Below are 23,155 nucleotides of genomic sequence, written 5' to 3' on the forward strand. Positions count from 1 at the left end.
GGACCGTGCCTGCACGGCGGTAGGGGCGGCCCGGCATGGCTGATCTGCGTTCCATTGAGGCGCCGTTCGTTGCGCTCGGGCCGTCAGGGGTCGCGATCCGTGACCGGCTCAAGGGCTTAACGCGGCAGGATGAGAAGGTGCTGCGGCTGGTGGGCGATCACCTGGCTTCGCTGGCCTCCTCCGATCTTAAGGCGCGGTGCGCGGCGGGGCTGGATCACGACACCGATCAATGGGCGGAGCGCAAACGGGCGTTAACAGACGAGTCGTCGTCGCGCTGGGCCGGTTCGATCACCAAGGCCACTCATCACCAGTGGGCGCTGGCGCGGCGCGCTCAACTCGCCCACATTCACACCCTCCAAGCCGCGGTGCGCACTATCACGCGCCGCCTGTCCTTGCCGGTCGGAGAGAAAGGCTCAAAGAAGGCACCGGGCGGCTATCACAGCGCTCAGGAGTGGTTCGCCAAGACCCGCCGCCTGCACCTGCTCCAAGACCGGCTCGAACAACAGCGGGCCGATCATGAGGCCGGGCGTGTATGTGTCGTGCGCGGCGGCAAGAGGCTGCTGCGCAACCGACACAACCTGGACGCTGCCCAGCTCACCGCAGCCGAATGGCGTGAGCGGTGGCAGGCCGAGCGCCGGTTCCTCCAAGCTGATGGCGAATCCGGCAAGCGGTACGGCAACGAGACCATCCGCGTCACCCCAGAGGGCGAGGTCTCCATCAAGCTTCCGGCGCCGTTGGCGCACCTGGCCAACGCCTCACACGGTCGGTACATCCTCACGGGGAAGGTGTCGTTCCCGCACCGGGGCGACCAGTGGCGCGACCGGGTGAACGCAAACCGAGCCGTGGCCTACCATCCACGAAGACGTGCAGCGTGGACGCTGGTACCTGACCGCCTCCTGGACCATCCCACCGGTCAAGACCGTCCCGCTGGAGACCGCTCGTGCCGGTGGCCTGATCGGTGTGGACACCAACGCCGACCACCTGGCCGCCTGGAGACTCGACACCCACGGCAACCCCGTCGGCGAGCCCTGCCGATTCGAGTTCGACCTGTCTGGCAGCACGCAGCGCCGCGACGCCCAGATCCGGCATGCCCACGCTCGCCTGCTGCACTGGGCCAAACGGCACGGTCTGGCCATCGCGATCGAGAACCTCGACTTCGCAGCGGAGACGACCCGCGAGAAACACGGACGGCGCAAGCGGTTCCGCAACCTGATCTCCGGCATGCCCGTGGCCAAGCTCCGCAACCGGCTGGTGGCGATGGCGGCCGAACTCGGCATCACCATCGTCGCCGTCGACCCCGCCTACACCTCCAAATGGGGCGCCCAGCACTGGCAGCACCCCCTCACCAGCACCCGGCGCCCCGTCACCCGCCATCAGGCGGCAGCGGTGGCGATCGGACGACGCGCCCTGGGACACCCGATCCGGCGACGGACGGCACCGCCCTCTGCTCACCAGAGCGATGAGCAGAGGCATCGGACCGTCCAGGCCGCACCAGGTGCCCCACGGCGTGAGGAACCCCGCCCCCGCACCCCCGGACCACGACCACGAGCCGTGCCGCCTGGACGCGGAGTGAAAGCGGGCAACCAGGACGCCCAACACCGTTCGGAGCGTCCGGCTGAGCACACACAACTCATGCTCAGTCCGTAGAAACGGTACCTCGCGCTGCACTTCAGAGGTCGACCTGGGTGCCCATGACGACTGTGCGGGCCTCGGGCAGGCAGAAGTACTCCGCCGGGCTGGCGGCGTTGTGCGCCAGCGCCAGGAACAGCTTCTTCTGCCACCTGCGCATGCCGGGGTCGTCGGTGAGCCGCAGTGTTCCCCGGGACAGGAAGTACGACGCGTTTTCCGGGTCGATGTCGAGGAGTTCGGAGCGAGGCTCCTTGGACGCCGCCATGCGCAGAGCGGCGGGGATGTCCTGTTCGTCCTGGAAGCCGTACCGCACGGTGAGGTGGACGACGCCGTCGTCGTGGTAGCCGAGGTCGTCGATGGTGATCAGCTCCGCGACCGGGACGTGCGGCACGTTCTCCGAGGTCACCGAGACGATCACGACGTGCTCGTGCACGACGTGGTTGTGGTCGAGATTGGCCCGCAGGGCGAGCGGCGTGGTCTGCTTGCCCGGGTGGGGGAAGACCGCCGTGCCCGGCACCTTCGTCACCTTCTTCTCCCGGAGCTTCTCGATGAACTCCGGGAGCGGGCCCTCCTTGGCGTTGCGGCGGGCCGTGACGATCTCCCGGCCGCGCTCCCACGTCTTCATGACCGTGAAGACCGAGATCGCGATCAGTAGCGGCAGCCAGCCGCCGTGCGTGACCTTCGTCAGGTTCGCGGCGAAGTAGGTGACCTCCGCGCCGCCGATCACGACCGCGAAGACCACGAGCCGCCACGTGGGCCAGTTCCAGTGTGCCCGCGCGACCACCAGGAACAGCGCGGTGGTGATGATGAGGGTCCCGGTGACCGCCACGCCGTACGCCGTCGCCAGGTGCTCGGAGGATTCGAAGCCGAACATCAGCGCCAGCACGCCGGCGAACAGGATCCAGTTGACGGCGGGGACGTACACCTGCCCGATCTCCTGCGGCGAGGTGTGGCGGATCCGCAGGTACGGCAGGAAGCCGAGCCGCACGGCCTGCCGGGACACCGAGAACGCCCCGGTGATCACGGCCTGGGAGGCGATGACCGTGGCCGCCGTCGCGAGGATGACCATCGGCAGCCGCGCCCAGCCGGGCATGAGCAGGAAGAACGGGCTCGTCACGCTCTTGGAGTCCCGCAGGATCAGCGCGCCCTGGCCGAGGTAGTTCAGCGTCAGCGCCGGGAAGACCACGGCGAACCAGGCACGCCGGATCGGGCTGCGGCCGAAGTGGCCCATGTCGGCGTACAGCGCCTCGGCACCGGTGATCGTCAGCACCACGGCGCCCATCGCGATGAACGCGATGTACGGGTGGTCGACCACGAACGCGCCGGCGTACGTCGGCGACAGCCCGAGCAGGATGCCCGGTTTCCGGAGCACCTCGCCGAGACCCGCCACGCCGATCGCCAGGAACCAGATCACCATGACCGGCCCGAACATGGCGCCGACGCGGTGCGTCCCCCACCGTTGCGCCACGAACAGCAGCGCGACGATCGTCGCCGCGATCGGCAGGACCAGGTGGGAGATGCCGGGGGTGGACACCTTCAGGCCCTCCACCGCCGACAGCACCGAGATGGCCGGCGTGATCACGCTGTCGCCGTAGAACAGCGACGCGCCGAACACGCCGAGCGCCATCGCCACCGCCGCCTTGCCACGGACGTCGCCGAGGACGCGGCGCACCAGGGCGGCGAGCGCCATCACGCCGCCCTCGCCGTCGTTGTCGGCGCGCAGGATGAACGTCACGTACTTCACCGAGACGACCAGCGTGACCGACCAGAACACCATCGAGATCACGCCGTAGACGTCGCCGCTCGTGGGGCGCACCGCGCCGTTGTCGATGGAGAAGACGGTCTGGAGGGCGTACAGCGGGCTGGTGCCGATGTCGCCGTACACGACGCCCAGGGCGCCGAGCATCAGCGTCCAGAGTCCCGAGCGGTGCCCGGACCCGGACGGCTCGGATTCGGACGTGGCGTCCCGCAGCGCAGAATCGGTCATGAGGTCATAGTTCCTGACGAGCGCAAGGAACGTGCGCACCGGGGTCGGACGGCGGCGCGTCATCGCAGCTCGACGAGAGTGGCGAGGCGGATCCATGCGTCGATCCATGCTCCGGTCATGCGGTCCGCGTCCTCGCTTCGCAGCGCCGTCCCGAGCCCGGCGACCAGGTCGGCCGCGGTTCGCAGGCCGACGCGGCGCAGCCCGTGCGCCGCCTTCTCGACGCGGGTACGGACGCCGTCCGTGGCATGACGGAGCCCCCGGTGCGCCGCGTCGGCGCAGGCGGCGATGGCGTCGCCGAGCGCCGCGCCCAGTGGGTCCGCCTGCCGCCCGGCGTACGGGTCGAGCGCCGCACCGCCCGCGCCCGGCGCGAGGTCCGGCACGATCACGGCACCGCCCGCCATGACGGCTATCGGATCGAGGACGAGGGAGCCTCCGGTGCGGCGGACGGCGCCGCTGAGCAGGAGCGGGCCGGTCGCTTGCTCTTTCAGCACCTCGGCCAGGCTGTCGAGCGCCCCCGGACGGTACGGGCTGTAAACGGCGGACACGACGGCCGTCGCGCCGTTCGCATCGGCGATCACCGCCTCCAGCCGCTGGCCTCCGGGGTCGTAGCCGACCTCGTGGACCGCGACGGCCTCAACGACGCGGATCAGCTCGGCCTCGACCCGCGGCCGGATGAGGGCGGGAGGCAGCGCCGCCACCTCCCGGTCGAGCACCCGCAGGTCACGGACGAGAACGGAACCGGGTAGGTCCGTCCAGGCCGCTCCCACCGGCGTGACCGTCGTGCGGGACACCCGCCCGGCCGCGAGCCGGACGACGCGGCCGGCGCTGCGCGAAGCGTTCTCGGAGACGACGTTGGCGGCGGCGAGCGAGCGCAGCGTCGAACCGAGGATCCGGCGCGAGGCCAGGTCACCGCCGGTCAGAGCCTGTCCCTCGGCGACCTCCCAACGCCGTTTCAGCACGAGGACGACGCCGCTCTGGGCATGGGCGAGGAAGACGTCGGCGGTGCGCTCGTCCTCGGTGCCGCCGACCCGGCAGCCCAGCGCGGTGAGCCGGACCTGCCGCAGCGGCGTCTCGGCCGACTCGTCGGTGCCGAGGACCTGCGCGCGTGGCAGGCCGCCCGGGTGGCGGGAGGCACGATGCCGGGCATGGACCTCGGCCAGCAGCCAGGCGAGCGTCTCCGGGGCGTACCGGGCGGCCCGGTCCTGGTAGGCCGCCAGCTGCTCCGTCAGGTCGTCCAGGGCCGAGGCGGGCCAGTGCAGGTCGCGGGTGGTCAGCTCCCGGGACGCGCGGCGCAGCGCCGCGGGCTGGAGCGGCCCGGCGTGCACGGCGCCTTCGAGGAGGACCTCGTCCACGAGCCCGACCACGGCCTCCAGCCCCGAGCGCCCCGGACCGCCGCCGGGGCGGCCGCCAACGTCGACCCGTACGTCCTCCCCCCGCAGCCCTCGCTCGTCGGCCGCCCGGAACGCCCAGGCCGCGAGCGTGATCACCTCCCCTCGCAGCCCGGCCGCGGCGTCGGTGTGCACGTACCCGAGTTCGCCCGGCACGAGGAACCGGACCGTGCACGTGGGCAGTTCGACGGCCGCGACCGGGTCGGCGGGGGTGGGCCGGCGGATCCGCGCCGAATAGCCCGCCCGGTGTGTCCGCCGGGCCGCGGTCAGCGCCCGCTGCCCGAGGGCGCGGGCCAGCGCCTCATCGTCGAAGGCACCCGGTGACCACGGGGACCACGGCGGGCGGCCGGCGTTCATGGGAGGCCCGGCGGCTCCGGTGGAGTCGGCGGGCCCGGCGGCTCTGACCGGGTCGGCCGAGTCGGCCAGGGCGGGCTCCGCACCGTGGTTCGCCATTTGGGCCGGAGGGCCCGCCGCACCCGCACCGCCGACCGGAGCGGCCGGCTCAGTGCTCTCCCCCGCCTCCACGACCCGAGCGCCCGCCGCATCCGTCTCACCGGCCGCGGGATCCGGCACGTTCCTTTCACCGCCCGAGATGGCTCCCTTGCCAGGTGCGGTGCCCGCTGGTGCAGCCTCGCCGAATGCGGTGCTCTCCGCATCGGCCGCTCTTCCGCCTTCGGCCGCCTGCCGCTGGTATGCCAGGATCAGGCCGATCCGGTGACGGCAGACGCCGGTGGCGGCGCACGTACAGGATGCGCCCTCCAGCCCACCGCCGTCCGGGAGCAAGGCCTCGGCCCCGTCGGGGAAGCGGCCGTGAACGGCGCCGTCCGGGGCGACATCCACCGCGGGCGCGTTCCCGGCGTCGAGCTCCTTGGTGGCGCGCTTCACGAGCCCCCGGTTGGCGAGCGCGGCGAGCGCGTCGGGCGTCAGCGCGAGGAGGTCGGCGCGGATCATCGGCCGATCCTCTCGGCGACGAACTCCGCCAGCCGCCCCGGGGTCATCGCTCCGACCTGGGCGCCGACGGTGGCCAGGCGGCGCGCGAGATCCCGGTCGTAGGAGGGGTTCGCGTCCTCGTCCAGCGCGGCGAGGCCGAGCACCTGGGTGCCCTGTCCCACCATTCCGCGGACGGTACGGACCAGGCGGTGCTCGTCGCCTCCCTCATAGAAGTCGGTGACGACGGCGAGGATCGCCCGGCGCGGGTTCTCGATCAGCCCGGCACCGTACTCCACGGCGCGCGCGATGTCGGTGCCGCCACCGAGCTGGGCCTTGAGCAGCAGCTCGACCGGGTCCGTGACGTCGGAGGTGAGGTCGACGACGGCGGTGTCGAACGCGACGAGGTGGGTCTTGAGTCCGGGCAGGCCCCACAGGCAGGCGGCGGTCACGGCGGAGTGGATCACTGAGCCGACCATCGAACCGGACTGGTCGACGAGCAGGATCAGCTGCCACTGGTCGAGATGCCGTCGCGTCCGGGACAGGAAGCGGGGACGCTCGATGAGGATGCGCTTCTCCTCGGGCCGATAGTGGGCGAGGTTCGCCCGGATCGTGCCGTGGAAGTCGAAGTCGCGCGCCCGGGGCGCGCGGCTGGGCCGGCGGGACCGGGTGCCGTGGAACGCCTGGCGCACCTCCGTCGCCATCCGCCGCATCAGCTCGCGGACGACCTGTTCGACGAGACGCCGGGCCAGGGCGAGCACCTCGGGGTTCATCAGGTGCTTGGTGCGGAGGACCGCCCGTAGCAACGCCGGGTCTGGTTCGACGCGTTCGAGGACGTCGGGATCGGTGACCACCTCGTGGATCTCGTATCGTTCGACGGCGTCGCGTTCGAGCCGTTCGATGGTCTCCTTGGGGAACAGCCGGTGGACGTCATCGAGCCAGTCGACGGTGGTGACCACCGACGGCCCGGACCCGCCCTGCCGGTCCTCGGGCCGGAGCCCACCGCGGCGTACGCCACGGCGCTCCAGGTCCGGATCGCGGCCGTACAGCCAGTCCAGAGCGGCGTCGCGGGCGGCCGCGTCGCCGGCCGGCGCGCCGGTGTGACGCTCGGCGGGCGCGCCCAGGATGAGCCGCCAGCGCTCGAGGTCCGGGTCGGGCTCGGTCACGCCGGTTCCCTTCCTGTGATGAGACCCTCCGCGGTGAGCAGCCGGTCCACTCTGTCCTCCAGGTCCATCCCCGCCGCGATCACCAGCGGATCGGCCGGTGTCCGCAGCAGCGCCCGAGCCGAGTCGCGTACGCCCCGACGGTCGAGGAGGCGCCGGGCGATCATCTCCCGCTCGCGCGGCGGGAAGAACTCGAAGGCCTGTCGCAGGGCGGGCAGGGCCACCAGGAAGTCGCGTTCGGGCAGCCCGCTGATCAGCTCGTCCAGTGTGCCGAGCAGACCGGGGCCGCCAGGTCCGGTCTGCGATGTCCCCGGCCCGGGTTCTCCCCGCGCCTCAACGTCTCCCGCCGAGAGGGTGTCCTCTCCGGACTCGTCGGCCAGCACCTCGTCACGGGCCAGGGCGAACAGGCCGGCCAGCCAGTCGCCCAGGGTCTTCGGAGCGGCGACGCCGTGTACGGCACGGACCGGGTCGGCCGTGCCGCCGAGGCGCCAGGCGAGGCCGAAGGCCGCACCGCGCAGGTCCGGCGGCGCGTCGGTGCTCGCGCTCACCCGTCCGGCCACGCCGAGTGCGGCGTCCCGGTCGAGGCCGAGCGGGCCGCCGGCGTGCAGCAGCGCGTCCCGTGTCGCGGCGAGCGCGTGGAGACGCTCCAGGTCGGCGGGAGCGGGGCCGCCGCGGACGCTCTCGACGAGCCACAGAACGCGGCCGACGCATTCGCCGATGACGGTGCCGAACAGGAGGCTTCCCGCGGTGCCGAGAAGCCGGTCGTGCCGCCACAGGCCGAGGACGGTGCCCAGCACCCGGCCGAGAGCTCCGACCTCACTCGCGGCCGCGATCCCGGCTGCGAGGGTCCCGGCGATCCGCTCCGACCGATCGGCCTGGCCGCAGAGTGCGGCGTCGAACAGCACTGCGCCGAGCCTCCCGATGTCGGCCCCCGCCTCGGCGGTCTGCTCCTCCAGCACGGCCCCTGCCGCGTCGGCGAGCGTGGCGCCGTACGCACCCGCCTCGATCAGGGCGGGGATCCGATGCTCGCCGGGCGACAGCGTCCACCGCTCTTCGGCCATCGGCTCGGTGCCGGCGGCCTGCCCGGATTCGCGGTCGACGCCGGGAATGCCAAGCACCCGCATCCGATGTAGGACGCGGCTGCGGAGCAGGTCGCGGTCGCCGGTCAGGCGGAGGACGACTGTGCCTTCGCCGTCGAGCCCGAGGCGTTCGAGCTCGGCGGTCACGTCGTGCAGGAGTGGCGGCGCGGGCGTGCCGGAATGCAGGCGTCCGACGCGGTCCCCGCTCAGCGCGGTGACCATCGCGGCAACGGCCGGATGCGCGCCCGGGGCGAGGGGACCCCGGGCCGTCCACGGGAGCGGGTGCTCCAGGTCGTCGGCGACGAGCGCGGCGACCAGGCCGTCGAGCAGGTCGGTGCGCGCGGGGACGCGGTGGCCGCGCAGCCGGGCCAGCCCGTCGGTGAGCGTACGGGCGGCGATGAGGTCGGCGGTCGAGACCGGCTGCCGCCGTCGGCGGAGCCGGGTGACGACGATCTCGGTGAGCGCGGCGGCGGCGCGCTCGGGCCCGCTCTCCCACAGCCGCTGGTAGTACTCCGGCGACGGCATGCCGGACTGGTAGCCGGTGAAGGAGTCCAGCCGCTGGAAGGAGTACGGCACCAGGTAGCTGCCGCCGACCGCGCCCTCGGGCGGCCGCGGCACCTCAGGCCATTCCTCGGCGGGGTCGCCCCGCTCGGCGAGCGCGCGCAGTGCCGGCCGGTGGAAGCCGCCGGTGACGACCACGACCGGGCGCTCCCCCGCGTCGGCGGCCGCCGCGCGGATCCAGCGCGCCATGTAGGACTCGCGCGCCGTGTCGTCCGGTCCGGCCGCCGACTCACCGCGCACGAGGTCGAAGTAGGTCGCGAGCCGTTCCGCCAGGTCGTCGCCGGGCTCCACCTCGAACAGGTGGTCCCAGAGCGCGTCGGTGTTGTCGACGGCGAAGGACCGGCAGAGCCTGCGCGTCACCTCGGCGTACCGCTCCTCGGCGTCGGCGTACCGGTTGCGCCGGTCGGCGAAGGCGGGGTGCCAGGCGGGCAGGTCGATGAACCGCACCCGCGCCCCGCAGTCCCGGCCCGCGGTCAGCGCCACCCACTCCGGGGAGTACGCGCAGAACGGCGTCCACGAGGCGTGCGTCCGCGACGCGTCCCGGTAGTGGCTGAAGATCGCGACCGGCAGGTCATGCCCGAGGAGCAGTTCGTCGATCCGGTCACCGAAGTCGGCCGGCCCCTCTATCAGGACGTACGCCGGCCGCAGCCGTTCGATGGTCCGGGCGACCAGCCGCGCGCACGCGGGGCTGTGGTGCCGGACCCCGACAAACGTGACCGCCATCAGCCGGGCAGCAGGTGACGGGCGCCGTGCAGGGCCTTCCACTGGCGGCCCTTACGGTGCGGCGCCTCCTGCTCGAGGTAGCGGCGCAGCCGGGCGAGGTCGTCGGGGTCGTCCTTGGCCGCGGTGCCGGCCAGGCACTCGACGATGTCGGCGGGGGTGCCCGCCTCGCCGCGCAGGAACCAGCCACGAATGCCGACGGCGTGCGCGACGGACACCGCCTCGGCCGTGCTCATCACCGTCGACGGCCGGTCCATGGCCCGGCCGGTCTCGGTCGTCCCCGAGCGCAGCTCGCGGAAGGTCGCCACGAGCACCTCGAGCACGTCGCGGCGCGGCGGCACGCCCACCCCCGACTGCTCCAGCAGCCGGGTGGCCTCCGCCTCCACGAGGTCGAGCTCCGTGGCGAAGTCGGCGATCGGGAACACCGTCTCGAAGTTGAACCGGCGCTTGAGCGCGGCGCTCATCTCGTTCACGCCGCGGTCGCGGGTGTTGGCGGTGGCGATGATGTTGAACCCCTCGCGGGCGAACACCATGGCGTCCGGACCAGCCAGCTCGGGAACGGCGAGGACCCGGTCGGACAGCGGGGACAGCAGGGAGTCCTGCACCTCCAGCGGGCAACGGGTGATCTCTTCGAAGCGCACGACCTTGCCCTCGGCCATGCCGCGCAGCAGCGGCGCGGGCACCAGCGACCGGGTGGACGGCCCCTCGGACACCAGCAGCGCGTAGTTCCAGGAGTACTTGATCTGGTCCTCGGTGGTGGCCGCACCGCCCTGGATCGTCAGCGTGGAGTCGCCGCTCACGGCCGCGGCGACCAGCTCGGACAGCAGCGACTTGGCGGTGCCGGGCTCGCCGACCAGCATGAGGCCCCGGCTCGTGGCAAGGGCGACGAGCGCACGGTCGATCAGCGACGGGTCGCCGACGAACTTGCGCCGGATGCCGCGGTCGTCGTCGCCGACGATGAACCGGCGGGCCGCCTCCAGGCTGAGCGCCCAGCCCGGCGGTCGCGGCGCGGTGTCGGTCTCCCGTAGGCGTTCGAGCTCGTCGGCGAACCTGATCTCGGCCGGCGGCCGCTGCAGCGTCTCTTCGGTGTTCGTGCTCATCGGACCGCCGCCTCGGTCAGCTCGGTGAGGTCGGCGAGCAGCTCTGAGGCGGTCATCGGGTCGAGCTCGCCGAACCGATGCGTGGTGCCGCGGCTCGGCCAGTAGTCCTGCGGCACGTCGGCCAGCCAGACGACGTCGAGCTTCTGCTCGGGCAGCATGTCGATCGCGCCGACCGCGATGCCCGGGTCCAGGTCGATCACGACGTGCCGGCCGTCGGGGAACTGTTTGGAGATGAAGCGCTCGACGCCGGCGTCCTGCGGCTCGCTGCGCCGCCAGCCGCGGCGCTCCAGCCCCAGGACCTTACCGACGGGCACGGTGACGCCCTCGAAACGCGCCAGCCGGCCCTCGGCCGCCTCGTCGTCGGTGAGCCGGTGCACGGCCCGGCCGAGCTGCGGAAACGGCTGCAGGATCTCGTAGTCGGCCAACACCTCCGCCCACGCCTCCAGGTCGTCGCCCAGGTCGAGCGGATGGACGAGGCCGATGCACGCGGAGTCCGGGAGGGCCGGCACGTCGTCGGAGACGTCGGCGAAGGTGCGGTCCTCCGCGATCCGGAACGTCGTTGTACGGCCGTCGGCCTCCGTCGCCCACACCAGCCGGCGCGCGATGTGCCACACGAGCGGGTGAGAGACGAAGAACTCACCGAACTCGGCCATGGACCAGCGGCGGCGCGTGACCATCGCGGCCTCCAGGCGCCTGATCTGGTCGGCCGCGACCGTGCGCACGTCCTTCTTCAACGCGGCGAAGCGTTTGTACGCGGCGGCGGCCACGTCGGGGTCGTCCTTGACGCCGGGCTTGGGGAGGCTCGCGCGGCGCTTGCCGCCCTCGTCGGTCACGAACGGTTTGAGCTGCTCATCGAAGCCCACGACGAACCGGCGGGGCCCGTAGTCGAGGATCATGCTGCCGTCGGCGGTCAGGCCGAAGTCGGGGACGAGCCGGTCGGCCAACTGCTCGGAGGTCAGCTCCAGCTGCGCGGCGACCTGCTGGATCTTCTCCTGCGCACGCGCCTTCAGGCCCTTGAACTTCACCTTCTGCGCGATGCCGTGCAGATGCATCAGCGCGACGTCGGTGCCGATGGCCGCGAGCACGTCGAGCCCGGTCACCGCCTTGCTGTGACCGCCCTCGCCGGGCCAGGCACGGATCACCGGGGTGAGCCGGCGTACGGTCTCGTCGTCGCCGACAGCGCCGAGCTGGGTCAGCGCCCACCCGTCCTTGGCCGGCGTGCCGGCGGCCTGCCAGCGTTCGAACACCGCCCAGGAGAACGCGGTCAGGGACCCTGGGTCGCACAGCCCACGGACGATGTCGAGCCCCGCGTACGCCTCCTCGAGCCGGGAGATCGCGAGCATGGTGAGCAGGTGGCCGGTGGCCTCGGTCGGAAGGGCCGTCGCGCGGTCGCGCAGCAGCACCTGCGGGAGAGCGGCCGGGTCCGCCCAGCCGCCGATCTTCGGCATCCGGGCGGGCAGCACCTCGAGCGGGTCGGCGGCCAGCAGCGTCTCCACCGCCTGGGCCGCGTCGTCGCCGTACGCCCGCGCGGACGCCACGACCTCCTCGGCGCCGTGCCGCGAGGCGAGCAGCCGCAGCGCGCCCTCGGCGGCGCTCCGGTCCGGGCCGGCCTTGCCGAGCGCGGCGGGCACCAGGTGGGGAACCGCGCTCACCCCGTGCCGCCCGAACCAGGCGAGCGCGTGCCTGCGGGCCGTCTTGAGGCGCATCAGCCACTCGGCCGTCAGCAGTGCCGCCTCCGTGTCCAGGAACGGCAGCAGGGCCCCGCCGGCGTTGGCGGGCTCCGACCGGGCGACGTGAAGCGCGACGGGCAGGGCGTCGAGCTCGAATCGCGCGGCGACCGGCCGCATCCACTCCGCGGCCTCCCACATGTCCCTCGGCCTCCAGCCCGCCACCAGCGGCCGGACCTGTTCCTCGGGCCCGTCCACGAAGAGGCCGGCCTGGCTATACCAGGCCAGCTCTCCCTTGCGGAACTGCGCGACCGCCTTCGCCCAGTCGGTCTCCTCAGGAGCGCGCCAGTAGGCCGCCGGCGCCTTGCGCCAGGTCTCGCGCTCGCCGGGCGCCCAGTCGGCGCGCCGCTCGGCCGGCGGCGTCAGACCCTCGATGACCACCGGTTTCACGGCCTTGCGCCTGCGGGTCCACGGTGGCGTGACCAGCACCGGCGGCAGTGCCTCCGCCGGTGCGTCGGGGACCTGCGCCATGGCGGCGCGGATCGACTCGACGACGGCGCGGGCCTCGGCCGGCAGGACGGCGGCGGTGAACTCGGCGTTGGTCCGCACGTGGCCACGCAGGAGCTCCCCGGCCAGGACGGCGGACCGGGACGTGCCCCGGGACGCCGGGGCCAGCAGCCGCAGCGCCCGCACCGGAAAGCGCCGCATGGCGGTCAGCATGGCCGGCTGGACGAACTTCTGGTCGAGGCGGTCCACCATGGCCAGGAACGCCTCGTCGGCGGGCAGCAGCACGAGTGCGTCGAGCACCAGCCTGCGGTGGTCGCTGCTCGCATCCTGGTCGTCCAGCACGCCGGCCAGCATTGGGGCGGCCGCCGGGCCGACGCCCTCGAGAAGGGTTCCGATGATCCCGACGGAACGCTCCTGCCAGCCGAGGGACAGCCGCCCGCCGAGCAGGTCGAGCTGGTGGGCGGAACCCAGTGCGCACAACAGCATCCACTGGTTGTGGAAGAGCGACCATTCCGTGTCGCTCGGCGGGTTGGCGCAGCAGTCGTCCACCCAGTCCTGCCGGGTCGGCACGAGATAGGAGACCGCCACCCGCTGCATCGGGGTCCCGCGGTAGCCCGCGAGACGCTCGACGGCCTCCGCGTACTCATCGTCGGAGGCAGCCGCAAGACTCGCCCGAAGCGGGCGCCCCAGCGACGCCCACCAGGCGTGGGAACGGTCACCGGTCAGGGCGTACCGCACGCACCGCCGCTCGTCCCGGCTGGAGAACTCCGCGCGGAGGGTGCTCAGCTCGGCGAACGCGCACGCGGCGGAGGCGACGCCGTGCTCGGCGATCCAGGTGCCGGCGAACGGCAAGGGCTTCGCCGTCCGGATCGCCGCCAGGGCCGTCGCGACCACGGCCGCGCCCTCGGGCGTCACGGAGCCGCGCAGGTAGGCGAGCCCCCGGTCGGCCGCATCGGGGTCGGTCTTCCCGTCGAGAAGCACCTTCTCGATCTCGGACCTCAGCTCCAGCGTCAGCCCATCGCCGGTTTCGGGAGCTGCGGGCGGCCCCGCGCTCAGACCACCGCGTCGTGGGTGCAGCTGCGGGCGCCAGGCGTCCGGGAGTACGAATGCGTCCTCATCGGGCAGCTCGGGGGAGGTCTCCATGCCGCGAAACCGTAGGGCAGCCCGCCGACAATCCGCTGCGTCTTTGGGATCTTCCGATCGTCACGAAGACGAGGCCAGGATGTGGGCGAGGTCACGGGTCGCCGGATAGAGCCGCCGGTACTGCTCGTACAGCCGGTCGTAACGAGGCCGGACGGCCGGGTCCGGCTCGACCCGCTCGCGTACCGGGTTCCAGTCGTCGATCGACGGATCGGCGACCGCGCTCGCGGCGAGAAACGCCGCGCCGTAGCACGCTCCGATCGTGACTGCCCGGATCTCCTGCTCCAGCCCGGTGACGTCGGAGACGACGCGGGTCCACAGGCCGCCGCGCGTGCCGCCGCCGACGGCGACGATCCGGCGGACGTCGCCGCCCGCCGCGCGCATCGCCTCGACGTTGTGCCGCACGCCGAACGCGGTCGCCTCCAGAGCGGCGCGGTACAGATCGCCCCGCGTGTGCTCGACGGTCAGTCCCGCGATCACACCGCGCGCGTGCGGGTCGGCGATCGGGGTCCGTTCGCCGGCGAAGTACGGCAGCATGAGCAGGCCGCGCGCACCGGGGCCGGACGTCTCGGCCTCGGCGAGCAGGGTGGCGTGGTCCGGGGAGCCGAACAGTTCCCGCAGCCACTCGGTGATCATCCCGGAGGTCGCCATCCCGCCGGCGAGGTTGCGGGTGCCCGGCAGCGCGCCGACGGTGCTCCACAGCTCGGGGACGAGTAGCCGGTCGGGCACGGTGTTGATGAGGAACATCGTGCTGCCGTACATCAGCATGAGGTCGCCGACGCCCTGCGCGCCCACGCTGAGGGCCTCGGACCACGCGTCGATCGTGCCGGTGATCACCGGAATCCCGGCCGGCAGGCCGGTCGCGGCCGCCGCGTCGGCGGTGACCTGCCCGGCGACGTCGCCGGGCCAGCGCAGCGGCGGCAGTTCGATCCCGGGCGCGACGCGCTCGGCCCACGGCCGGTACCACTCCTGCGCGACCGAGTCGTACAGCGGCACGGCCTGGCTCGCGGAGTGGTGGTCGAGGACGTACGCGCCGGTGAGCCGGTTCGCCAGATAGGACGCGGGCATGTACAGCCGCCGCGCCCGCGCCGCGACCTCCGGCTCGTGCTCGGCGACCCAGGCGATCTTCGGGCCGACCGCCTGCGTGGACAGCAGGGAGCCGCAGCGCCGCAGGACGTCCTCGCGGCCCAGCTCGGCGTCGAGGCGGGCGATCTGCGCGGTGGCGCGGGTGTCGACGCCGTACAGGATCGCCGGGCGCAGCGGCGTGTCCGTCTCGTCGGCCAGGAGCACGCACGGGCCCATGCCGCTGACGCCGACGGCCGTGACCGGGTCGCCGGTGCCGGCCAGCTCGCGGGAGATCGAGACGAACTCCTCCCACCAGATCCGGGCGTCCATCTCGACGTGCCCCGGGCCGGGACGCTCCACCGCGTGCGGGCGCACGGCGGTGGCGAGCACCGTCCCGTCCTCCCCGACCAGCACGCCCTTGGTCCCGGACGTGCCCACGTCGACGCCCAGATACGTCATGCCCGTCCTCCGGTGTCACCCCGGCGAGGGAGGTGCTCGGCGATCACTATTGGTCCACCAGTGCCGGCAGCTCGCGCAGTGAGGCGATCTCGTACCCGGGACTCGGGTCGTCGGCGCCACGCGCCACGCCGGCCCGGTTGAGCCAGACGCCGGCGCCCAGCCGTGCGTTGCGGGCGCCGCCGACATCGGTGGTGAGGTTGTCGCCGACATGCCACACGGACCGCGGTTCGACGTCCAACCGGCGGATCGCGAGGTCGAAGATCGCCTTATCCGGCTTGGCGACGCCGACCTCGGCGGATACGACGATCAGGTCGAAGTGGCGGTCGAGCCCCGTCGCCGCCAGCTTGTCCCGCTGGGCGTCGACCGGGCCGTTGGTGACGACGGCGAGCGTGTCGACGCGCTCCCGCAGGGCGGCGAGGACGTCCGTCACGTCGTCGAACAGCCGGTAACTGCGGTTCCGATCGCGTACGTAGAGGTCGAGCGCCCGTCCGGCCAGAGCGTCGCTCTCGTGCCCGCACTCGGCGAGCGCCCGCTGCCAGATCTCTCGCCAGATGGAGCGAGCGTCCGAGGCTCCGCTGGGCGAACGCGCGATGGTCGCCTCCGTCGCCCGCAGATGGGCGTCGTAGGCGTGGGTGTACGCGTCGAACAGGCGGTCCGGGCGGAGCTCCGGAACGTCCGTCTCCAGCGCGGCGCAGACCCGCCGAACCGTCGCCGTCCAGGCAGCGCGGTCGTAGTCGACGAGCGTGTCGTCGAGATCGAAGAAGATCGCCCGTACCGACCGCATGACGGCATCCTATCGACGGCGGCACCCGAAGATCGGATCCGTCCGGTGGCCGTCCGCGCGCCGGTCCGGGAACCCGACCGGCACGGCGCCGGCGAGCCGGCAGCCCGGGTCACCGCACGCGATGCGTGACCACGCCCAACCATGCGAAAGCCCCGAAATCCCGTTCATGATCGTGTACTTTCCGTAACCAACACGAAAAGGTCATCACCGGGGTTTCGAAACAGGGGTCAGGCATGTCTTCGTCGGCCGGCGGCTTCCAGAGGGCGATCGACAAATGGCAGGAAGGCGATCTGGACGGCGCCACGGCGCTGCTACGGGAGATCGTGGTCTCGGCCGACGACACCGTCGTCCCCGAGGCGTCGCACACTCTCGGACGTCTCCTCCAGGAACGCGGTGATCTGGACGGCGCACGGGCCGCCCACCGGTCGGTGATCGCCACCGGACATCCGGTGTTCGCGCAACGCTCGGCGATCGCCCTCGGCATGACGCTGACGGACGAGGAGCAGTGGGCACTCGCCTACCGGCCGCTGCGGATCGCCTCCTCCGGCGCCGACGCCGAGATCGCGGTGATGGCCGACATCCTCTTGGTCCGCGTTCTGCGCATGCTGGGCGACCTGACCGGGTCGGCGGAGACGCTGGAACGGGTCAGGGGCGGCGACGGCCCGGACGTCGCCGAGCTCACGGAGGGACTCGAGGCCGCTCAGTGGCCGGAGGACGGCGGCGAGCGTGAGCGCCAGGCCTGGGCGGCGTACGAGGCGATCGCCGCTCTCCTGGACGAGGGCGAGACCGACCACGAGGTCATCGTGACCGGGCTGAACGCGATGCTGTCCCACGGCATCCCGGAGCTGTGCTCACGGGCGTCCTTCCGACTGTACACGATCTACGCCGACCGAGGCGAGTTCGAGGAGTGCCGCCGGGTGATGGAGCACGCGATCGCGGTCGGTGATCCGGCCGAGCGCGGCATGGCCGAGAAGCTGCTCGGCGCGGCACTGTTCGACCTCGGAGAGTACGGGGAGGCCCGGGACGCCTACCGGCGCGCCGCCGAGGACCATCGCCCGGAGGTCCGGCTCGACGCGCTCATCCAGGAGTCGAAGTTCACCCGGGAACTCGGTGACGAGGAGGGGTCGCGGGCCGTCCTGTGGCGCGTGGTCGAGTCCGGCCATCCGCGGTTCGCCGTGGAGGCGCGGGCCTGCCTCGGACAGGTGTACGCCGAGGCGGGCGAGGTCGAGCAGGCCATCGCCTGCTGGCGGGTGGTCCTCGCGACCGACTCCGATTTTCACCTGGGCGCCGTCCACTTCCTCGGAACGCTGCTGCACGGACTACCGGACGACGACCCCCGGCGAGAAGAGATCCTCGCGCTGCTGGGCCAGGCGGCCGACCTCGACGATCCCGACGTGGCCTTCCAGGCCCGACTGATCATGACGCAGACCGAAGCGGCCGTCCGGGGACCGGACGAGGACCTCGAGCAGGCCGTGGACGACTGCGACACCGCGCTCGAACGGCTGCGCGACGGCGACCCGCACGCGGCCCGTGCCCTGCTACGGCGGGTGGTGGACGCGGAGATCGCGGGGCCGTCCGAGCGTGCCTCCCGCATGCTGGCCCTGCTCGAGGTGGGGGCCGGCGACCCCGAGCAGGCCGACGAACTGCTCGAGCACGTCGCCGACGGCTCGGCCTTCGCGGAGGGCTTCGCCGCCGCGGTCGACCGGCAGCTGATCGCCTCCGGCGGAGACGCGGTGCATCCGGTGCTCAGCGCCATCGTCGACTACCAGCGGCTCGGCCGCGAGGCGGGCGTCGCACGCCACCAGGAGTGCGCCGAGCACGCCGATCCGGCCGTGGCCGCGCTGGGCAAGAGCATGCTGGCGCAGGTGTACGTGTCGTTCGGGGTGCCCCGCTCCCAATGCGTCGAGCTACTCGACGAGGCCGCGGCGGCCGGTGATCCGTTCGCGCTCTCCCACGCTTCCGTCCTCGCCTGGATCGTCCGCCCCGACGACGAGACCGACGAGGTGATCGAGCTGCTGCGCCGCGCCCGCGCCGAGGGACACCCCGCGCTGGCGCCATGGGTGTGCCAGGCGCTCGGCGTGGCCCTCGAAGGACGCGACCGGCCGGGCGACCTCGACGACGCGCTGAGCGCCTACGAGGCGGTCGCCGATTCGGGGCACCCGGGCCTGCGCTCCGAGGCCGAGGCGAAGCTGCTCCAGATCCTGGAAGGGCGGAACGACCTGGCCGGCGCGGCCGAGGTGCACGAGCGGATCACGGCCCGCGGCGACCGGCTCCAGGCGCCGCGCAGCGCCTGGCTGCTCGGCTTCACCCGGGTGCGCCTGGACGACTTCGACGCCGCGCGCGCCGCCTTCGCGCGAGTCCCCGCGGATCATCCGGAGGTCGCCGAGGACGGTGAGTTCGCCCGGCGGCTGCTCGACCGCGACTTCACGGGCGCCGCTGCCGCGCTGGGCGCCGTACGCGAGCGCGGCGAGGATCACCAGGTGTTCATGACCACCCGGCTCATGCTCGAGTCCGCGCACGCCTGGCAGCGGGCCGGGGACACCGCAGCCGCCGACGCCGCCCTGTCGTTGGCGGCTTCGGGCGGTCACCCCGACGGCGTTCAGGAGGCCGCGCTCTTCCTCGGCGTGCTCCGCAACGACGCGGGCGATCGCGCGGGTGCCGCCGAAGCGTTGGCCCACGCCGCGGCGGGCGACGACGAGCGTTGGGCCGGGCCCGCCGCCTCGTGGCTGGCCGGGGCGCGGCGCGACCTCGGCGACCTCGACGGCGCCGCCGCGGCCTACCGGCGGGCGCTCGACCTGATGGACGTCGACGACGAGGAACGCCCTGGGCTCGTCGAGCGCCTGACCCGGGTGCTGGTCTCCGCCGGCCGGGTGGCCGAGGCCCGGACGCTGCAGGTGGAGGAGGCCGGCGACGGCCCCCATGTGGACCTGGTGATCGGGACGGCGCTCGACACCCACGGTGATCTCGACGCCGCCGCCGCGCACTACGAGGCGGCGATCAGCGACGTGGACGGCGAGGTCGCCGCGACCGCGGGCGTCATGCTCGCCCGCCTGCTCGCGGGCAAGGGTGAGGCCGCGCGGGCGGCCGAGGTCGCCCGGCGCTCCATCTCCGCGTTCGAGCGGCTGGCGGAGGCGGGCGTGGACGCCGAGGAGAGCATCGCGACCGTGGCGTACGAGCTCGGCGGCTACCTGACCGAGGCCGGCGACGAGGAAGGCGCGCGCACCGCGTACGAGCGGGCCGCCGCGTCGGCCGACCCGGGCATCCGGATCCCGGCGAAGGAACGTCTCGGCACGGCGAGTCCCCGCGAACGCGCGTTGCTGCGACTGCGCGAGGACGACCGGGCGGGCGCCCTGACACTGTTCGCCGAGGAGTATGGCACGCCGGTACTCGCCGAACTGCACGTCGCGCTGGTGGAAGGCGAGACCGCGACCGCGCGATCGCTGGTCGAGCGCGCGGCGGGCACGGAGCATGCCGAGCGGGCGGTCGGCCTCGTCGTCACCGCCGTCCTGGACCGGCTCCGCGGCGGAACGGACGGGGCCACCGAACTGGCGGAGCCGGTGCTGGAGTTCGGCGGCCCCGAGCAGGTGGCCATCGTGTGCGACAACCTAGGTCACGCGTACGACCTCGCCGGTGACATCGACGCCGCGGTGGACATGCTGCGGCGGGGCGCGGATGTCGACCATCCGGCCGCGCTCGCCTGCCTGCGGCGGCTGCTCGGCCTGCTGGTCATGCGGGAGGAGCACGGTGCGGCCGAGACCGCCGCGCGGCGCGCGATGGACAGCGGCGATCCGGAGACGGTCACCATCGGTGTCTGGACGCTCGGCGACCTGGCCAAGGCCCGCGGCGACCTGAAGGAGGCCGCGGCGCGGTACCGCACGGCGATCGAGACCGCCGGGCCGGACACCGTCCCGTACCTCCGGCTGGAGCTCGGCAAGGTGCTGCGGGAGCTCGGCGAGACGGCGGCGGCGTATCGGGCACTGGAGGAGGTGCTGTCCTGCGACGACCCACAGCTCGTGCTGTTCGCGGGCGGCCACTTGGGGGTCTGGCTGGCCGACGAAGGACGGCTCGCGGGTGCCGCCGAAGCGCTCGGAGCCGCCGTGGCCGCCGGTACCCGGATCTCGGATCCGGATGAGGATTTCCGCGACCATCGCGACGGGGTGCTGAACAATCTGGCCTCCATCGCCCATGAGGCCAACCAGGCCGGCGACCACGCCGTGGCCGTTCGCGCGCTGCATCTGGCGGCGGTCGCGGCGCCCGAAGGCGCCCGGCGGATCGCCAAGGAGCAGGCGGCCGAGGCCGCCGAGCGCGGCGACCTGGACGCCGCACGTACCTATTACAAGGGTGCCGCCGCGTTCCCGCCGGACGGCGACCCCCGCATGCTCGTGGAGCTCGCCGAACTACTCGCCGAGCACGACGCGTCCGCCGAGGCCCGGGCGATCCTGGAACCGCTCGCCGCCTCCGAGGATCCGCGCGTCCGTCTCGCGGCCACGATGCGGCTGGTCGCGCTGCTCAACGCGGCCGGTGAGAACGACCGCGCTCTCGAGATCGCGGCACGCGCCGCCGGACAGGAGCCGCCCGTCTCCACGGGCGAGAACACCGGGCAGGAGACCTCCCGGCCGTCCGGCGCGACCGTGCCGAACCCCGATCGCGCCGAGGAACAGGCAGGCGCCCTGGAACGGGCCGACGAGCCCGAACAGGCCGGAAACCCGCAACCCGCCGGCGAGCCCGAACAGGCCGGTGATCCGCGATCGGCCGGCGACAGGGAACAGGTCGGCGGGCCCGAACAGGCCGGTCACGCGACGCCGCCCGCGCACACGGACGAAGGCCTCGAACGCCTGCGGGCCGGGCTGTTCGCGCTCGCGGAGGACTATGGCGGATCCGACGGGCCGGACGGCATCGACTCGATGCGCTGGCTGATGAGCAACCGGAGCGGCACCCCGGCCGCGGGCGCCGCGGGACGGCAGGTCATCCGTGCCGCCCGCGAGATGATGGACACCGACCCCGCCCAGGCCCGCGCGATGCTCGAGCTGGTCGTCGAGTACGGCGACCCGGCGGAGGTGGCCACGGCCTTCGACGACATCGGGGACATCCACCGCTACTACGAGGAGGACGTGGACGCGGCCCTCGCGGCCTACCGGAGGGGCTCCGAGGTCGATCACTCCGCCGCGCTGGTGCCGCTGCGCAGCCTGATTCTGACGCTGTCCGAGGTCGAAGACCATGACGGGGTCGTGGAGACCGCCCAGCGCGCTGTGACCAGTGGCGACCCGGAGACGACGGCGGTCGGCTACTGGCTGTGGGGCGACTCCCGGCTGGACCGCGGCGACGCCGACGCGGCGATCCGGCTGTACCGGCGGGGCATCGACATCGGCCACGAGGACGTCACCCCGCGTATCCGCATCAGCCTGGCCCGTACGCTGCGCGACCGAGGTGAGGGCCCGCAGGCCCGTGCCGAGATGGAGCGTGCGGCCGACGCCTCCGACCCGGCGGTGCGCGCCCGGGCCGGCAGCATCCTCGGCGCCTGGGCGTTCGAGGACGGCGACCTCGGTGCCTCGGCCGAGGCCTTCGGCCGCGTCGCCACCGCCCGGGTGGAGGCGGACGGCGGGGACGCGCCGGCCGAGCTCGTCGAGGCGGCGGCCGGCAACCTGTTCGTCGTCGCCAACAAGGCCGCCGCCGAGGGGAGGCATGGTGAGGCCATGCGGGCGCTGACCCTGGCCGCCCAGGCGGGCGAGGATCGGGAGGCGTTGGACGTGGTGCGCCGGCGCGCCACCGAGTGCGCCGAGGCCGATGACCGCGTGAGCGCCGCCATGTACGTGTACGGCGCGGCCGAGTTCGTGGGTCTCGGCCCCCGGCAGCGGATCGAGGTGGCCGACCTGTTCGTCGCCGCGGGTGAGCCGGCGAAGGCGCGGGAGGTGTACGAGCGGTACGTCGACCACCCCGACGCCGAGGTACGGCTGGTCGCGGCCGGCCGGCTGGTCCCGCTCCTGCGTCGCGAGGACGACACGGACGGCCTGGAGAACGTCGCCCGGCGGATCGCCGACGACTCCGCCGCGACCGGTCTCGACCAGGAGTCGCGGGCCTACCTGAGCAGCATTCTCGGCATGATCCAGGGCGAGCATGGCGACCAGGACGGGGCGCTGCGCACGCTCCGCGCCGCGACTGAGGACGGTGAGCCCGTCGCCCTGTACGCCCTCGGGGACGCGCTGGTCGACGCGGGTGAGTTCACGGAGGCCCGGGAGGTGCTGGCGCGGGTACCGGAGACGGAGTCCCAGATCGGGCCCCGCTCCCTCTTCCTCATCGGTCGGACGTACGACCGCGAGGACCCGAGCCGGGCACGCGAGTTCTACCTCCGCGTGCTCCGGGTGCCCGGCGGCCCCGACGAGACGTCTTCGGTGCTGGCCAAGATGTACTTGGGCGGGCTGGCCAAGGGAGACCGCGACTGGCCCGAGGCCCTGCGCTGGTACCAGCAGGTGATCGACTCCGGGGGCCGGACCGGGGACGTCAGCCAGGCGCCCATGGCGGCCGCGCACCTGGGTGAGCTCGCGTACTGGCTGAACGACCGCGACTCCGCGGTGCGTTTCTATGAGCTCACGCTGGCCACCGGCACCGAGAACCCCGCGCTGGTGGGCGAGGCCGCGTACCGCCTCGGCGAGATCCGGCACCGGGACGGCGACCGCGGGCCGGCGGTGCTCTCCCTCCAGCGCGCGATCGAGTCCGGCCACGCGGACTTCGCCGAGAAGGCGCGGGCACTGCTGAGCGAACTCGGCGAGGAGGTCTGATGTCGGCGTTCGTCCGGCCTCGGGCGACCGCGAGGGTCGCCTCCTGTTCGGGCGGGCTGAGGGCTCGCCGCCGCTGACCGAGCGAGCCCTGGTGAGGGAGAGGCGGGGGGGCCCGGGGGGGGGGGGCCGGCCCGCCCACCCGGGGGGGGGCCGCCGACAGGCCCGACCCCGCGCCCGCCCCCGGGGGGGGGGAGGGGGGGAGC

General features: G+C 73.3%; 11 protein-coding genes. 2 read left to right on the forward strand and 9 right to left on the reverse strand.

Features of this window, described 5'->3' with window-relative positions; all coding sequences use genetic code 11:
- Positions 1-413: 413 nt before the first annotated feature.
- A complete protein-coding gene (locus AB0I04_RS43845) occupies positions 414-743 on the reverse strand; it encodes a hypothetical protein (RefSeq protein WP_360898724.1) in 330 nt (109 codons plus the stop codon).
- A gap of 121 nt (positions 744-864) precedes the next feature.
- Here AB0I04_RS43845 and AB0I04_RS43850 point away from each other — a divergent pair, with 121 nt between their 5' ends.
- Complete coding sequence (locus AB0I04_RS43850) at positions 865-1,647, forward strand: IS200/IS605 family accessory protein TnpB-related protein (protein ID WP_360898726.1); 783 nt, start codon at positions 865-867, stop codon at positions 1,645-1,647.
- A 22-nt stretch (positions 1,648-1,669) separates the two neighbouring features.
- Here AB0I04_RS43850 and AB0I04_RS43855 read toward each other — a convergent pair whose 3' ends face one another.
- The 8 genes from AB0I04_RS43855 to AB0I04_RS43890 are packed head-to-tail and all read right to left on the reverse strand — an operon-like array spanning position 1,670 to position 16,176.
- On the reverse strand, positions 1,670-3,616 hold the full coding sequence (locus AB0I04_RS43855; RefSeq protein WP_360898728.1) for a potassium transporter Kup: 1,947 nt from the start codon (positions 3,614-3,616) through the stop codon (positions 1,670-1,672).
- 59 nt (positions 3,617-3,675) lie between these two features.
- The gene (locus tag AB0I04_RS43860) at positions 3,676-5,955 is read right to left on the reverse strand and encodes a hypothetical protein (RefSeq protein WP_360898730.1); all 2,280 of its coding nucleotides are present in this window, start codon (positions 5,953-5,955) and stop codon (positions 3,676-3,678) included.
- Positions 5,952-7,097: a VWA domain-containing protein gene (locus AB0I04_RS43865; RefSeq protein ID WP_360898732.1), complete on the reverse strand. Its 1,146-nt coding sequence runs from the start codon at positions 7,095-7,097 to the stop codon at positions 5,952-5,954. The genes AB0I04_RS43860 and AB0I04_RS43865 overlap by 4 nt, the downstream gene beginning before the upstream one ends.
- Positions 7,094-9,457: a DUF5682 family protein gene (locus AB0I04_RS43870; RefSeq protein ID WP_360898734.1), complete on the reverse strand. Its 2,364-nt coding sequence runs from the start codon at positions 9,455-9,457 to the stop codon at positions 7,094-7,096. Before AB0I04_RS43870 ends, AB0I04_RS43865 begins: the two co-directional genes overlap by 4 nt.
- On the reverse strand, positions 9,457-10,554 hold the full coding sequence (locus AB0I04_RS43875; RefSeq protein WP_360898736.1) for an AAA family ATPase: 1,098 nt from the start codon (positions 10,552-10,554) through the stop codon (positions 9,457-9,459). The genes AB0I04_RS43870 and AB0I04_RS43875 overlap by 1 nt, the downstream gene beginning before the upstream one ends.
- On the reverse strand, positions 10,551-13,871 hold the full coding sequence (locus AB0I04_RS43880) for a DUF4132 domain-containing protein (RefSeq protein WP_360898738.1): 3,321 nt from the start codon (positions 13,869-13,871) through the stop codon (positions 10,551-10,553). Before AB0I04_RS43880 ends, AB0I04_RS43875 begins: the two co-directional genes overlap by 4 nt.
- A gap of 60 nt (positions 13,872-13,931) precedes the next feature.
- Positions 13,932-15,392, reverse strand: a complete 1,461-nt coding sequence (locus AB0I04_RS43885) for an FGGY-family carbohydrate kinase (RefSeq protein WP_360898740.1) — start codon at positions 15,390-15,392, stop codon at positions 13,932-13,934.
- 46 nt (positions 15,393-15,438) lie between these two features.
- Entirely contained in the window at positions 15,439-16,176 is a 738-nt protein-coding gene (locus tag AB0I04_RS43890) for an HAD family hydrolase (RefSeq protein ID WP_360898742.1), read from the reverse strand.
- 233 nt (positions 16,177-16,409) lie between these two features.
- On the opposite strand from AB0I04_RS43890, the gene AB0I04_RS43895 reads away from it, so the two are divergent.
- Positions 16,410-22,952, forward strand: a complete 6,543-nt coding sequence (locus AB0I04_RS43895; protein WP_360898744.1) for a tetratricopeptide repeat protein — start codon at positions 16,410-16,412, stop codon at positions 22,950-22,952.
- The last annotated feature ends 203 nt before the right edge of the window (positions 22,953-23,155 follow it).

This window comes from Actinoallomurus sp. NPDC050550 (assembly GCF_040655075.1).
Lineage (GTDB): Bacteria > Actinomycetota > Actinomycetes > Streptosporangiales > Streptosporangiaceae > Actinoallomurus.

What these genes read in the sequence shown, in the direction of transcription:
- AB0I04_RS43855 (WP_360898728.1), bottom strand. Translation starts at nt 3,616, where the DNA reads ATGACCGATTCTGCGCTGCGGGACGCCACGTCCGAATCCGAGCCGTCC.
- AB0I04_RS43860 (WP_360898730.1), bottom strand. Translation starts at nt 5,955, where the DNA reads ATGATCCGCGCCGACCTCCTCGCGCTGACGCCCGACGCGCTCGCCGCG.
- AB0I04_RS43870 (WP_360898734.1), bottom strand. Translation starts at nt 9,457, where the DNA reads ATGGCGGTCACGTTTGTCGGGGTCCGGCACCACAGCCCCGCGTGCGCG.
- AB0I04_RS43875 (WP_360898736.1), bottom strand. Translation starts at nt 10,554, where the DNA reads ATGAGCACGAACACCGAAGAGACGCTGCAGCGGCCGCCGGCCGAGATC.
- AB0I04_RS43880 (WP_360898738.1), bottom strand. Translation starts at nt 13,871, where the DNA reads ATGGAGACCTCCCCCGAGCTGCCCGATGAGGACGCATTCGTACTCCCG.
- AB0I04_RS43885 (WP_360898740.1), bottom strand. Translation starts at nt 15,392, where the DNA reads ATGACGTATCTGGGCGTCGACGTGGGCACGTCCGGGACCAAGGGCGTG.
- AB0I04_RS43890 (WP_360898742.1), bottom strand. Translation starts at nt 16,176, where the DNA reads ATGCGGTCGGTACGGGCGATCTTCTTCGATCTCGACGACACGCTCGTC.
- AB0I04_RS43895 (WP_360898744.1), top strand. Translation starts at nt 16,410, where the DNA reads ATGTCTTCGTCGGCCGGCGGCTTCCAGAGGGCGATCGACAAATGGCAG.